Origin of the sequence: Bacillus sp. UNC69MF (assembly GCF_000746035.1) — a bacterium.
Classification (GTDB): Bacteria; Bacillota; Bacilli; order Bacillales; family Bacillaceae; genus Bacillus; species Bacillus velezensis.
The window spans coordinates 1-12961 of the sequence record NZ_JQKM01000013.1; the positions used below are offsets into that span (position 1 = coordinate 1).

Sequence of the window (12961 nt, forward strand, 5' to 3'; positions counted from 1 at the left end):
GGGATAACGGGAGCAACCGGGATCACCGGAGCAACCGGAGTAACGGGAGCCACCGGGATAACGGGAGTAACCGGAGCAACCGGGGTAACGGGAGTAACCGGAGCAACCGGGGTAACAGGAGCAACCGGGATAACGGGATCAACAGGAGTAACAGGGATAACGGGAGCGACAGGAATAACAGGAGCAACCGGGATCACCGGAGCGACAGGAATAACGGGATCAACTGGAGATACTGGAGCCACCGGAGTAACAGGAGCAACCGGGGTAACGGGATCAACAGGAGCAACCGGGATCACCGGAGCCACTGGAATAACCGGAGCAACAGGAGCGACAGGAATAACGGGAGCCACCGGAGTAACCGGAGTAACAGGAGTGACCGGAGTAACAGGAGTAACCGGAGTAACCGGAGTAACCGGAGTAACCGGAGTAACGGGATCAACTGGAGTAACAGGAGCCACCGGAGTAACAGGAGCGACCGGAGTAACAGGCTCGACCGGAGCAACCGGAGATACTGGATCTACCGGAATAACGGGTGCAACCGGAGTAACGGGAGCCACAGGTGCAACTGGGGTAACGGGAACAACCGGAATAACCGGCGCAACAGGAGCAGGCGCAATCATTCCTTTTGCTTCAGGTCTCCCAACTGCCGTGACGACCATTGCCGGCGGATTAATCGGAACGGTGAGCCTTGTCGGGTTCGGCAATTCTGTGACGGGCGTCAATGTCGGAGGGGGAGGCGCAATTGATCTTACAGGAGCCGGAGGGACTCTGCTGAACTTTGCTTTTTCTGTTCCGAGAAGCGGAACCATTACATCAATTGCCGCCTATTTCAGTACAACCGCAGCATTGTCGCTTGTCGGCTCGACTGTTACGATAACCGCACAATTATACAGTTCCACAGTGCCGAATAATACGTTCACGCCGATTCCCGGAGCATCCGTCACTTTAGCTCCTCCCCTCACCGGCGTATTGTCAATCGGCAGCATCAGCAACGGAATCACGACAGGGCTGAACATTGCGGTAACTCCTCAAACCCGGCTGTTAATGGTATTCTCCGCCACTGCGACAGGCCTTTCGCTTATTAATACAGTGGCGGGATATGCAAGCGCGGGAGTTACGATTTCCTGATAGATTGCCAGACTGACTTCGGTCAGTCTTTTTTATGTGTTATATCAATTGTGTAAAAGTAAATATATATCTATCATCACCTTTTTGGTAAGCCACAAGAGAAAAAGATCACGAAAATTCTCAAAAATGAGAAATGAAGATTTAAAAAATGGTATGATTTTAGGAGGAAAGGACGGCTGGTGCTGTGTTGGAAGCGAAGCGGTTTTATGTCTCTCTGCAAATGAAAATCGCCGGATTAATTGCGGCTTTATTAATACTTGTCATCGGAACGCTCACAGTTATATTTGCCTTTCAGCAATTAAAGGAAGGCCAGAAGCAGGCTGAACAGCTGGCGGTGCAAACGGCAAAAACCATTTCATACATGCCTCCTGTAAAAGAAGCGTTCCGGCTTGCGGATCAAGAGGCTTTTACAAAGTTAGACGTCATTGAACAAATGAAAGAACAGGCAGGCGCGCACGCCGTCTACATCACTGATCAAAAAGGGCATGTTGCATTTCATTCGGCCCGAAGCAGTATTCCGAAAGAAAATCAAAATTTGCAAAATAAAACCGTCATGTTCGGCGGGTCACCGGTTTCCGACGGAATGAAGGCTGTCCGGGGGAGCGCGCCGGTTATTTTGGAGGAAAAAAATCATAACGAAGTCGTCGGAACGGTGACAGTCGAGTTTTTACAAGATGAGATAGAAAAAGATATGAAAGCGCATCTGCGGCATTTAGGCTATTTTGCATGTTTGGTGTTTCTTATCGGCATCGGGGGAGCGGCGGCGCTCGCAAAAAGCATCCGTAAAGATACACTCGGCCTTGAACCGCATGAAATTGCAGCGCTGTACAGGGAGCGCAATGCGATGCTCCTTGCGATTAAAGAAGGGATTATCGCCGTAAACAAAGAAGGCGCGGTAACCATGATGAATTTATCTGCGGCTGATATGCTGAATCTGCCGGAACCGATGATCGGAAGGCATATAAAAGAAATCATGCCGGGCGCAAATCTCATGCCGGTGTTGGCAGGGGGAGAATTACCGCCGAACGTGGAGGTGCGTGCCGGAGATAAAGTATTTATCTTAAACGTGAAAGAAATGAAGCAGACCGGGCAAGTATACGGAGCGGTGATCAGCTTCCGCGAGAAAACAGAGCTCAAGAAACTGATTAACAAGCTGACTGAAATGAAAAAATACTCGGAGGATCTCCGGGCGCAAACGCATGAATTCTCGAATAAGCTTTACGCGATACTCGGTCTGTTAGAGCTGGGAGAATATAATGAAGCCATTGAACTGATAAAAGAAGAGTACGCCATCCAGAATGAACAGCACGAAATCCTCTTTCAAAACATTCATTCACAGCGGGTTCAGGCCATACTATTAGGAAAAATGGGAAAGGCGTCTGAGAAGAAAGTGAAGCTTTCAATAGATGAAAACAGCTTTTTAGAATCGCTGCCGGAGCATGTGGGTTCATCCCAGCTCATTACGATCATCGGAAATCTTATTGATAACGCTTTCGAAGCCGTCGCCGAAAAAGAGAAAAAAGAGGTCGCCTTTTTTATGACTGATATCGGCAGGGATATCGTCATCGAAGTGGCGGACTCAGGGGATGGCGTGCCTCAGGAAAAAACAGAAACCATATTTGAAAAGGGCTACTCTTCAAAGGGGACAAGGAGAGGATACGGCTTAGCCAATCTGAAAGAAGCCGTCAGTGAATTACAGGGATCGATAGAGATTTCGCAGCAAAAGAGCGGCGGAGCCGTATTTACGGTGTTTATACCGAAAGAAAGGCCAAAGGGGGAATCGGAGTGATTAACATCGCGATTGCAGAGGACGACTTTCGAATAGCGCAAATTCATGAAAAATTTATCGAACATCTTGATGGATTCAATGTCATCGGCAAAGCAATCAATGCCAAAGACACCATATCGCTGCTTGAGAAACGGCAGCCTGATCTGCTGCTTTTGGATATTTATATGCCGGATGAGCTGGGAACAGATCTGCTCCCGCTTATCCGCGGCCGTTTTCCTTCCGTTGATATCATCATTATTACGGCTTCTGCCGAAACAAGACTGCTGCAGGAAGCGCTCAGATCAGGCGTTTCCCACTATGTCATAAAGCCGGTGTCGGCACATAAATTTACAGAAGTGCTTTTGCAGTACCGTGAAAAAAGAGAATGGCTGCACTCACAGCCGGAGCTGAGCCAGTCCGTTATCGACATGTTTTTCGGAAGCGGTCAGAAAGAACAAAAACAGCTCAATGATCTGCCGACCGGGATTAATTCGATTACACTTCAAAAAATCAAAAACGCGCTCAGGGCAGCCCAAAAAGGGATGACGGCTGAAGAACTGGGCGAAAAAATGGGCGCCTCCAGAACAACGGCGCGGCGCTACGCCGAGTTTCTCGTTTCTCAGGAAGAAGCGCTCGCTGAATTAGAGTACGGCATTATCGGCAGGCCGGAACGGAAATATTATTTAGCACATGAATAAGGGATGGGAGAAATGAAGCGGTTGGGAGTGCTTCTTGTCATGCTGGCGGCGCTGGTTTCTTTTGACGGACGGCAGATGGCGGGCATCCGTTCAGCCGAAGGGCCGGTTGAAATTGTCGTCCCGGCAGCGCCTCAAGGGGGCTGGGACGTAACGGCAAAAGCTTTGCAATCGGTAATAGAGCGGAAGCAAATATTAGGCCGGCCCGTAAAGATCGTCTATAAACCCGGCGGAGGCGGAGACAGCGGCTGGAAATATGTAAACGAACGAAAAACGGATGTCATCAGTATGAATTCAAGCCTGCTGTTAAGCAATGAAATTTTGGGACAAAGCCGGCTGAAGGCAGCTGATTTTACGCCTTTGGCCATTATCGCAAAAGAGTGGCAGACCGTCGCTCTTCCGAAGGATTCAAAGATAAAAAGCGGAAAGCGGCTGCTCGGCGATATTAAAGCACATCCGGGCGGCATAAAAATCGGATTTGCGCCCGGCCTCGGAAATGATGACCAGCTCTCCTTTGCGAGAGCGGCGGAAATGGCCGGAATCTCTCCGTTTGATATCCGCTTTTTTCAATACGGGAGCAGCAATGAAGTCATTGAAGCTCTTATCAGCCACGAGATAGACGCCGCCTCAATGACCATTTCAGAAGCGAGAGACGCCTATCGGAAAGGGAAAATCACATTGGCGGCCGTTACGTCGGACAAAAGGCTCTCCGGCTTCAGCGATGTGCCGACATGGAAAGAGCAGGGGGTGCCGTTTGTCTTTGCGCACTGGAGAGGCATCATGGGGCCGAAAGACATGACCGAAGGCGAGATCGCCTATTGGGATCAGGCTTTGAAACAGATTACCTCATCCGCGGAGTGGAAGCAAATGTTGAAAAAACGGGATTGGGAGAGCTTTTATAAAAACAGCAGCGGCGCAAAACGCTTTTTAGAAGAGCAGACCGAGTTTTATAAAGAGATGATGAGCAGCGAAAAATAAGCCTTCCGCATATTTGCGGGAGGCTTTTTATTTATAAATGAACAAAATGAACGAAAAGGTTATAAAAAATTAAAAATCTTTAAAATCCAAAATATTTACTTCAATATCCAATTCTCATAAGATAGCAAAAAGGCGGATAAAGGGGATCGGGCCTTTAAAATGTAAGCGTATTCATGATAAGGGGGACATACTGTGTTAGCAATCTTAGGCTTTCTTATGATGCTTGTTTTTATGGTACTGATTATGACAAAACGGCTTTCAGTGTTAACGGCGCTCGTATTAACGCCGATCGTGTTTGCGCTGTTTGCCGGGTTTTCTTTTAACCGGGTCGGCGAGATGATGATTTCCGGGATTGAACAGGTGGCGCCGATTGCAGTCATGATTATGTTTGCGATTCTTTATTTCGGCATTATGATTGATACCGGTTTATTTGATCCGATGGTGTCGCGTATTTTAAAGCTGGTTAAAGGTGACCCGCTCAAAATTGTAGTCGGAACAGCCGTTTTAACCATGCTTGTCGCACTGGACGGAGACGGCTCGACGACGTATATGATTACGACAAGCGCAATGCTGCCTTTGTATATCATGCTCGGAATCCGTCCGATTATTTTAGCGGGAATCGCCGGTGTCGGCATGGGTATCATGAACACGATACCATGGGGCGGCGCGACGCCGCGTGCGGCGAGTGCGCTCGGCGTTGACCCGGCAGAGCTGACGGGGCCGATGCTGCCTGTCATTGCCAGCGGAATGGTGTGTATGATTGTGGTCGCTTATGTACTCGGAAGGATGGAAAGGAAACGGCTCGGGGTGATCGAATTAAAGCAGCCGTCCCATACAAATGAAACGGCTGCGGCTGCGGAAGATGAATGGAGGCGGCCGAAACTGTGGTGGTTCAATTTACTGTTAACGCTTTCTTTAGTGGGATTTTTAGTGTCAGGAAAAGTGAATTTAACCGTGCTGTTCATCATTGCGTTTTGTATCGCGCTGATTGTCAACTATCCGAAGCTTAACGATCAAAGGGAGCGTATTTCAGCCCATTCGAGCAATGTGCTTGCGATCGGTTCGATGATTTTTGCCGCAGGCGTGTTTACCGGAATTTTAACGGGGACGAAGATGGTTGATGAGATGGCCATTTCCCTCGTAACGCTTATTCCGGAACAGATGGGGGGATTTATTCCGGCGATTGTTGCCTTAACGAGCGGTATCTTTACGTTTCTGATGCCCAATGACGCCTATTTTTACGGCGTGCTGCCCATTTTGTCCGAGACCGCCGTGGCGTACGGTGTAGATAAGGTGGAAATCGCCCGCGCTTCGATCATCGGCCAGCCGATTCATATGTTAAGCCCGCTCGTGCCGTCGACGCATTTATTAGTCGGGCTTGCCGGGGTCACCATTGATGAACACCAGAAGTTTGCGATGAAATGGGCGGTTCTTGCCGTTATCGTCATGACGGCCTTTGCGCTCATCATCGGCGCAATCACGATTTTTTAACATAAAACACCCGGTTCGTCGCACACTAAAGGCATCAGAGGAGGTGCCATGATGAGTGATCCGTTTATGCCGCTTTTTTCAGTGAGAAGCGGCGCCGGTTTTAAAGCGGCGGACGGCGTTTACGGACTGACCGTGCAGATTGCGAATGTTTACTTTATCGAAAATCCCTCAGCTCCGCGGGAAATCATTCTGGTTGACGCGGGAATGCCGCAATCGGCAGAGATGATAACAGAAGAAATGAAACGCCGATTCAAAGAGGGGTATCAGCTGAAGGCGGTCATTTTGACACACGGTCATTTTGATCATGTCGGTGCGATTGAAGAGCTGCTTGAGCTTTGGGATGTGCCGGTTTACATTCATGAAAAGGAGCTCCCGTACGTCACGGGGAAAGCGGATTATCCGCCTGCCAGGCCCGATGCGAAAAAAGGGCTTGTCGCAAAGCTGTCACCGCTGTTTCCGCGCCATACGATCCGCATTCCGTCCGTTCAGGCACTGCCTTCAGACGGTACCGTTCCGTTTCTTGAAGAATGGAAATGGGTGCATACGCCCGGTCACACCCCCGGCCATATTTCATTATTCCGGGATAAAGACCGCGTTCTGCTTGCCGGTGATGCCGTGATCACTGTTGAACAGGAATCGCTTGCGGACGTTGTCATTCAAAAGCAAGAGCTTCACGGGCCGCCTGCTTATTTTACAGCGGATACGCAGACGGCGGCCGCATCCGTTCAGAAACTGGCCGAACTGGAGCCGGAAGCGCTTTTGACGGGTCACGGAATTCCGATGACGGGAAAAAACTACCGTGAGGATTTGCTTACACTGGCTGAAAAACTGCATTCCGTTTTGTAAAACACCTGCGAACATCACAGGTGTTTTTTCTTTGCAGTTTCCAGTATGATACAAAAAAACCATTGTGTTCACACTTAAAAACGATACAATGGGAAACAGATGTAAATTGAAGGAGAGAGTTTTTTGAAACATACGGAAATACTTTGGGATGAGGCGAAGGATTTTATTGATGTCTGCTATCAGGAACTCGGAATGGAATCGCAAATCAACGCGCGTCTGCACGCGATAAAAGATGAGATAGATCGGACGGGAAGTTACGTCCATACGGCGGAAGAGCTTGAACACGGGGCGAAAATGGCGTGGCGCAACAGCAACCGCTGTATCGGGCGTCTGTTCTGGCAATCGCTGAACGTCATTGACCGGCGCGGTGTGAACACGAAAGAAGAGGTGCGCGACGCATTATTTGAACATATCAAAATCGCCACGAACGGCGGAAAAATTAAACCGACGATTACGATTTTCCCTCCTGAGAAGAATGGGGAAAAACAAGTGGAGATCTGGAATCACCAGCTCATCCGCTATGCGGGATATGAGACTGAAAAAGGAAGAGTCGGTGATCCGGCATCATATGAGCTGACGGCTGTCTGCGAAAAACTCGGCTGGCGCGGGAAGCGGACCGATTTTGATATTCTGCCGCTGCTTTTCCGGATGAAAGGGGACGGGCAGCCGGTCTGGTATGACCTGCCTCAGACGCTCGTGAAAGAAGTGCCGATCACCCATCCGGATATTGAAGAGTTTGCCGATTTAAATCTCAGATGGTACGGGGTTCCGATTATCGCCGATATGAGGCTTGAAATCGGCGGGCTGTCGTACAACGCGGCGCCTTTTAACGGATGGTATATGGGAACCGAAATCGGCGCAAGGAACCTTGCTGACGAAAAACGGTATGATATGCTCAAAAAAGCCGCTGCGGTCATGGGGATTTCCGCCAGCCTGAATACCGACCTGTGGAAAGATCAGGTGCTGGTGGAACTGAATAAAGCAGTGCTCTATTCATACAAAAAACACGGTGTCAGCATTGTCGATCACCATACGGCGGCGAATCAATTTAAACGCTTTGAAGAACAGGAACAAGACGCGGGCAGAAAGCTGACGGGCGACTGGACCTGGCTGATTCCGCCGATCTCGCCGGCTTCCACCCACATTTTCCATAAATCATATGACAATACGATTGTGAAGCCGAATTATTATTATCAGGACAAGCCTTATCAGTAACTGATGGTAAAAGTGCGGTACCCTTTCAGACGGTGTGATTCTTCGATGGTTACGCCTGTGACATTTGAGAAGGGGCTGCCTTTTCTGACTGCTTCGGCAAATTGTTTTAACGACTCTTCAGGACCTTCGGCAAGGATTTCCACCCGGCCGTCATCACGGTTTTTTACCCAGCCGGCTACCTTATGTCTGTCGGCTTCCATCTGGACGAAGTAGCGAAAACCTACGCCCTGAACCCGGCCGTCTGCAATCATATGATATTGAAGCATGGAAAAACCACCTTTTTCTTACTATGATAAAGGAAAGATATGAGATTTCGCAAAGGATGTGAACGAGGTGACGCAAGACTATTCTGTCTTATCTATCAATCTCGGAAAGCCCGCAATTCATGAATTTGCCGGCAGACAAATCAATTCCGGCATCATAAAGCGGCCCGCAGATTCTCCCGTCATGCTGTATAAAACCCATTTTGACGGGGACGGGCAGGCTGATCTGAAGCATCACGGAGGTCCCGATAAAGCGGTGTGCGTGTATCCCGCCGAGCATTATTCATATTGGGAAACAACGCTCGCAAGAAAACTTCCCGCCGCCGCGTTCGGGGAGAATGTAACGGTCAAAGGACTTGCCGAACAAGACGTGTGGATCGGAGACGTCTTTCAGCTGGGGGAAGCCGTCGTTCAAGTAAGCCAGCCGCGCCAGCCCTGCGTCAAACTCGCGCTCAAATATGGCATCAAAGATATGGTGCTCCGTGTACAGCAGACGGGATTTACCGGCTTTTATTTCAGGGTGCTTGAAGAAGGATATGTCGATCCGCGTCCCGTCCTCAAGCGTCTGTCGAGAGGAAAAGAAAGCATTTCCGTCTGGTATGCGAATGAAGTGAAATATCGTGATTCCGGCAATCTGTCAGCGATTGAAGAAATACTGCGGGAAGAAGCGCTGTCAGAAAGCTGGAGGGAGTCCTTCCTTAAAAAAAGAGACAGGCTCACTAATGTATAGAAAAAAAGCCGTGCTGCACTGACAGCACGGCTGATTTACGTTATGCTTGTTTTTTTGTTTCCAGCAGATTGGCAAGGAAGTACTTTTTGAAGCTTTGAAGCTTTCTTCCTTCATAGTGGGTAATTCCTTTTTTCTTTAACTCTTCTACATACCAGCCTTTACTGCCATAATGCATGTCAGAAAACTCCTTTCTCCGTTCTCCCGCTGGGGAGGTTTCTTCAGTTTTTGCCAAACTTTTGGCATTGTAACATCTATAAAAAGACGCTGAAAAGGGATAACGCAAAAACTGAGACTTTCGATTCAGAGATGTAAAGCTTTCTTACATATATATGTAAAGGGCGGTCTTTTCATGCTTAATGGCCGGTTAATTTTAACAGCACCGTTCCGAGTGTCATGATTCCGAAAACGACGCCGAAATAAATCAGCATCCCCTTCTTTTTCTTCACTCCGTAAACGGTGAGAATGATGCTTTCAATAAAGAAAATAAACCCGAAGATAATAAACCACATGTTGAAAAATGGCTCCTTTCACAGACATATGTCCAGTGTAGCACAACTCTTATAACGGAGCATAAAAAAGCCGGGCACTGTATCAGTGTCCGGCAAGTTTGACGAGAAGCTGGGCCAAATGCTGTTTTTCATTGTCATCCGCAATGTCCCACAGTTCTTGTAAGAGTTTTTCTTCCGCATTGCGGGGCTCCTCGTGTTTGGCGAGATAGTCCCCGAGGATGGCGGCGCTTTTGATGATTTTGCTGTCATCCAGACCCAGTCTTTTTCCGGCGGAAATTTTCTGATGAAGGTACGCCTTAAATTCCTCGAAATCCTCTAAAATCTGCTGTTTCGTTACGCCGTGCATGGCGTGTATTTCGTTTTCGATTTTGATTTTTTCTTTATCTTTTTTCATGCGTCTCCCTCCTTCGGGTTAGTTGTTGTATACCTGTTTGGAAGGGAGATGAAACATTACAATGCAGTTAAAATAATCGGTTTATCTTTTGTGATCACGATGGTGTGTTCCACTTGGGCGACAAGGCTTTTATCCGGCGTTTTAAACGTCCAGCCGTCTCCCGCTTCAACAATCGTTTCCGCTTTCGTGGAAATAAACGGCTCAAGCGCGATCACGGTTCCGTTTTTAAACAGCGCGTTATCAAACGGATCGTAGTAATTCATGATGTGGTTCGGCGCTTCGTGGAGGTTTCTGCCGATCCCGTGGCCCGTCAGCGTTTTAATGACGGTAAATCCGTTGGAGCGGGCTTCGTGGTAGACGGCTCTGCCGATCTGGTTTTGGCGTTTGCCGGCTTTTGCCTGATCCAATCCTTTCTGAAATGCGGATGCTGCGCAGTTACAAAGCTTTTGCAGACGTTCATCGCCTTCTCCGAGCACAAATGAAATTCCCGTATCGGAATAAAAACCGCCGAACTCCGCCGAAATATCGATATTTACAAGATCTCCGGCTTTTAAGATTTTAGAGGCGCTCGGAATGCCGTGAGCGACTTCGTCATTTACGCTGATGCATGTCACGCCCGGGAAATCGTATTCCTTCTCCGGAGCGGAAGCGGCTCCGTGCTCGTCAAGCACCGCCTTTCCGATCAGGTCAAGATCTTTCGTGCTCATGCCGGGCTCGGCTTTTTTCTTCATTTCTTCACGCGCCAGCGCGACGATTCTGCCGATTTTTTTAAGGCCTTCTAATTCTTGATCGTTCGTTACAATCATTGTCATTCCCGCTTTCTATTTTTAATCATCTGATTCAAGCTTACCACAACTGGTTTATAAATAGAAAACCAACAAGCCTTATGTGAATAAATGAAGGAAAATTGGTATAGATCACTAGATAACTTATGTGGTATATTTAAGAAAAAAGAAGGGGGATGGGTAAAATGCTTCAATTTTTGCAAAAACTCGGAAAATCATTTATGCTTCCGATTGCCGTTCTGCCCGCCGTTGGTATTATTTTGGCCATCGGCAGAGAGGACTTATTAAATATTCCGTTCATTTACGCGGCGGGGACCGCGGTATTTGATCATCTGCCGCTGATTTTCGCGATCGGAATCGCGATTGGGATTTCGAAAGACAGCAACGGGGCCGCCGCTCTGTCGGGAGCAATTTCTTATATCATGCTGGACGCTGCTGTAAAATCAATCAATTCGACAAATAATATGGCCGTTTTCGGAGGGATTATCGCGGGGTTAATTGCGGGATACACGTATAATCGCTTTAAGGATACGAAGCTGCCCGAATATCTCGGGTTTTTCAGCGGGCGCAGGCTCGTTCCGATTGTAACGGCGCTGATTACCATTATTTTGGCGGGGATCTTCGGATTTGTGTGGCCGCCGATTCAGTCGGTGATTACGTCTTTCGGGGAATGGATGATCGGGCTTGGCGGAATCGGCGCCGGGATTTACGGGATTTTTAACCGGCTTTTGATTCCGTTCGGTCTTCATCATGTGCTGAATAATATTTTTTGGTTCCAGTTTGGCGATTTTCACGGAAAAACGGGAGATCTGGCCCGCTTCTTTGCGAAGGATCCGACGGCGGGAACTTATATGACGGGATTCTTCCCGATTATGATGTTCGGGCTTCCGGCCGCATGTCTGGCAATGATTGCCGCGGCTAAGCCAAGTAAGCGCAAAGCGACGGCCGGAATGATGATCGGTCTCGCGCTGACGGCATTTATTACCGGAATTACAGAGCCGATTGAATTTGCATTTATGTTTTTATCACCGCTTTTGTACGGGGTTCATGCTATATTAACCGGGTTCTCTTTATTTATCGTGAATGTTCTCGGAATCAGGTCAGGTTTTTCATTCTCGGCGGGGGCGATCGATTATCTCCTCAGCTACGGCATTGCCGAAAAACCGCTTTTGCTGCTCGTTGTCGGGCTTTGTTATGCGGTGATCTATTTTGTCGTCTTCTATATGCTCATCAAAACGTTAAACTTGAAAACGCCGGGACGGGAAGATGATGAGGAAGAGGAAGAAGTGCTTAGTGAAGATACGGCCGGTTCCGTCGAAGAACATGCCATGCTCAAGGGGCTCGGCGGCAGGCAAAACCTTGAAACGATTGATCACTGTGCGACCCGCCTCAGGCTGACCGTGCAGGATACGTCTCTCATTAATGAAGCGGCGCTTAAAAAAGCGGGAGCAAAAGGGGTTATCAAAACGGGGAATAAAACGGCGCAGGTCATTATCGGGCCGAACGTCGAATTTGTCGCGGAAGAGCTGAGAGAAGCCGTCCGCCGTGACGACCAGAAGCAGACTTGAAAAATCCGGATCACCTAGGTGATCCGGATTTTTTTTGAACATATATCAAGTTTCACATAATGTACAAAAAACAACGTTTTCTTCTATGTTAAGATTCATGTAGAACAAGTATGGAGATGATGTAAGGTGACATGGATTGCAGTTGTTTCAATTGTTGTCATAAGCCTGATTAAGATTGTGCTGACATGCCTTCCTACCGGAGCGGTGGAATGGATCCTCCGCAAGTTTGAAACCCATTCAAAGCTCAGTGACGCGTCCGCTGCCGTTTCCCTCGGCGGAAAACGTCTGGAAGGCGAAGACAAACGCCGGGTGATTGATGATTTTAACGAAGCCGTGTTTATCGAACGGCATTATATATACCCAGGGGATGAAGAGCGTTATCTTCATCCGCAAAACGGAGCCGATCCGCTTGTCATTAAGACGAGAAAAGGAAAAAAAGATATGACGGTGTTTGTATACAGCTACGAAGATCATGTAGATGTCGTCAAACAGCAGAAAAAGAAAGTCGTCGCTTATTCAGTTCTTTCCGACAGCCTGCAAAAGCGCTCTATGGCCGCCGCCGGGAGCTGAACATAAAAAAGCCAGATCATT

At 48.4% G+C, this 12961-nt stretch carries 15 protein-coding genes; 10 read left to right on the forward strand and 5 right to left on the reverse strand.

Annotation, left to right across the window (positions count from 1 at the left end):
• The 7 genes from BR62_RS0109680 to nosA all read left to right on the forward strand — a co-directional run.
• On the forward strand, positions 1 to 1128 hold a 1128-nt coding region (locus tag BR62_RS0109680), incomplete at its 5' end, for an exosporium glycoprotein BclB-related protein (RefSeq protein ID WP_050498181.1).
• Between the two features lie 184 nt (positions 1129 to 1312).
• On the forward strand, positions 1313 to 2917 hold the full coding sequence (locus BR62_RS0109685) for a sensor histidine kinase (protein ID WP_032870665.1): 1605 nt from the start codon (positions 1313 to 1315) through the stop codon (positions 2915 to 2917).
• Positions 2914 to 3594, forward strand: coding sequence for a response regulator (locus BR62_RS0109690; protein WP_007408483.1), 681 nt, complete (start codon positions 2914 to 2916; stop codon positions 3592 to 3594). Before BR62_RS0109685 ends, BR62_RS0109690 begins: the two co-directional genes overlap by 4 nt.
• 12 nt (positions 3595 to 3606) lie before the next feature.
• The gene (locus BR62_RS0109695) at positions 3607 to 4569 is read left to right on the forward strand and encodes a tripartite tricarboxylate transporter substrate binding protein (protein ID WP_012117061.1); all 963 of its coding nucleotides are present in this window, start codon (positions 3607 to 3609) and stop codon (positions 4567 to 4569) included.
• A 192-nt stretch (positions 4570 to 4761) separates the two neighbouring features.
• Complete coding sequence (locus tag BR62_RS0109700; RefSeq protein ID WP_032870667.1) at positions 4762 to 6060, forward strand: Mg(2+)/citrate complex secondary transporter CitM; 1299 nt, start codon at positions 4762 to 4764, stop codon at positions 6058 to 6060.
• Positions 6061 to 6111: 51 nt separating this feature from the next.
• Positions 6112 to 6906: an MBL fold metallo-hydrolase gene (locus BR62_RS0109705; RefSeq protein ID WP_007408486.1), complete on the forward strand. Its 795-nt coding sequence runs from the start codon at positions 6112 to 6114 to the stop codon at positions 6904 to 6906.
• 123 nt (positions 6907 to 7029) lie between these two features.
• Positions 7030 to 8121, forward strand: coding sequence for a nitric oxide synthase (nosA, locus tag BR62_RS0109710; RefSeq protein WP_007408487.1), 1092 nt, complete (start codon positions 7030 to 7032; stop codon positions 8119 to 8121).
• Here the strand turns inward: nosA and BR62_RS0109715 are convergent.
• Entirely contained in the window at positions 8115 to 8387 is a 273-nt protein-coding gene (locus BR62_RS0109715) for an acylphosphatase (protein ID WP_015239384.1), read from the reverse strand. The genes nosA and BR62_RS0109715 overlap by 7 nt on opposite strands.
• Positions 8388 to 8454: 67 nt before the next feature.
• Between BR62_RS0109715 and BR62_RS0109720 the strand changes: the two genes are divergently transcribed.
• Positions 8455 to 9114 (forward strand): MOSC domain-containing protein, encoded by a 660-nt coding sequence (locus BR62_RS0109720; protein ID WP_015239385.1) that lies wholly within the window; start codon positions 8455 to 8457, stop codon positions 9112 to 9114.
• A 40-nt stretch (positions 9115 to 9154) separates the two neighbouring features.
• Here BR62_RS0109720 and BR62_RS19180 read toward each other — a convergent pair whose 3' ends face one another.
• From BR62_RS19180 to map, 4 genes are all read right to left on the reverse strand, one after another.
• Positions 9155 to 9289 (reverse strand): YflJ family protein, encoded by a 135-nt coding sequence (locus BR62_RS19180; RefSeq protein ID WP_003155609.1) that lies wholly within the window; start codon positions 9287 to 9289, stop codon positions 9155 to 9157.
• A gap of 178 nt (positions 9290 to 9467) precedes the next feature.
• Complete coding sequence (locus BR62_RS19565) at positions 9468 to 9623, reverse strand: hypothetical protein (RefSeq protein WP_003155608.1); 156 nt, start codon at positions 9621 to 9623, stop codon at positions 9468 to 9470.
• Positions 9624 to 9705: 82 nt separating this feature from the next.
• A complete protein-coding gene (locus tag BR62_RS0109725; RefSeq protein WP_032870668.1) occupies positions 9706 to 10017 on the reverse strand; it encodes a DUF3243 domain-containing protein in 312 nt (103 codons plus the stop codon).
• Positions 10018 to 10073: 56 nt separating this feature from the next.
• Positions 10074 to 10823: a type I methionyl aminopeptidase gene (gene map, locus BR62_RS0109730; RefSeq protein WP_007408490.1), complete on the reverse strand. Its 750-nt coding sequence runs from the start codon at positions 10821 to 10823 to the stop codon at positions 10074 to 10076.
• Positions 10824 to 10987: 164 nt separating this feature from the next.
• On the opposite strand from map, the gene nagE reads away from it, so the two are divergent.
• Both nagE and BR62_RS0109740 read left to right on the forward strand, forming a co-directional pair.
• The gene (nagE, locus tag BR62_RS0109735; protein WP_015239387.1) at positions 10988 to 12370 is read left to right on the forward strand and encodes an N-acetylglucosamine-specific PTS transporter subunit IIBC; all 1383 of its coding nucleotides are present in this window, start codon (positions 10988 to 10990) and stop codon (positions 12368 to 12370) included.
• A 126-nt stretch (positions 12371 to 12496) separates the two neighbouring features.
• On the forward strand, positions 12497 to 12940 hold the full coding sequence (locus BR62_RS0109740) for a YfmQ family protein (RefSeq protein ID WP_032870670.1): 444 nt from the start codon (positions 12497 to 12499) through the stop codon (positions 12938 to 12940).
• Positions 12941 to 12961: the final 21 nt, after the last annotated feature.

What these genes read in the sequence shown, in the direction of transcription:
- BR62_RS0109705 (WP_007408486.1), top strand. Translation starts at nt 6,112, where the DNA reads ATGAGTGATCCGTTTATGCCGCTTTTTTCAGTGAGAAGCGGCGCCGGT.
- map (WP_007408490.1), bottom strand. Translation starts at nt 10,823, where the DNA reads ATGATTGTAACGAACGATCAAGAATTAGAAGGCCTTAAAAAAATCGGC.
- BR62_RS0109715 (WP_015239384.1), bottom strand. Translation starts at nt 8,387, where the DNA reads ATGCTTCAATATCATATGATTGCAGACGGCCGGGTTCAGGGCGTAGGT.
- BR62_RS19565 (WP_003155608.1), bottom strand. Translation starts at nt 9,623, where the DNA reads ATGTGGTTTATTATCTTCGGGTTTATTTTCTTTATTGAAAGCATCATT.
- nagE (WP_015239387.1), top strand. Translation starts at nt 10,988, where the DNA reads ATGCTTCAATTTTTGCAAAAACTCGGAAAATCATTTATGCTTCCGATT.
- BR62_RS0109695 (WP_012117061.1), top strand. Translation starts at nt 3,607, where the DNA reads ATGAAGCGGTTGGGAGTGCTTCTTGTCATGCTGGCGGCGCTGGTTTCT.
- BR62_RS0109725 (WP_032870668.1), bottom strand. Translation starts at nt 10,017, where the DNA reads ATGAAAAAAGATAAAGAAAAAATCAAAATCGAAAACGAAATACACGCC.
- BR62_RS19180 (WP_003155609.1), bottom strand. Translation starts at nt 9,289, where the DNA reads ATGCATTATGGCAGTAAAGGCTGGTATGTAGAAGAGTTAAAGAAAAAA.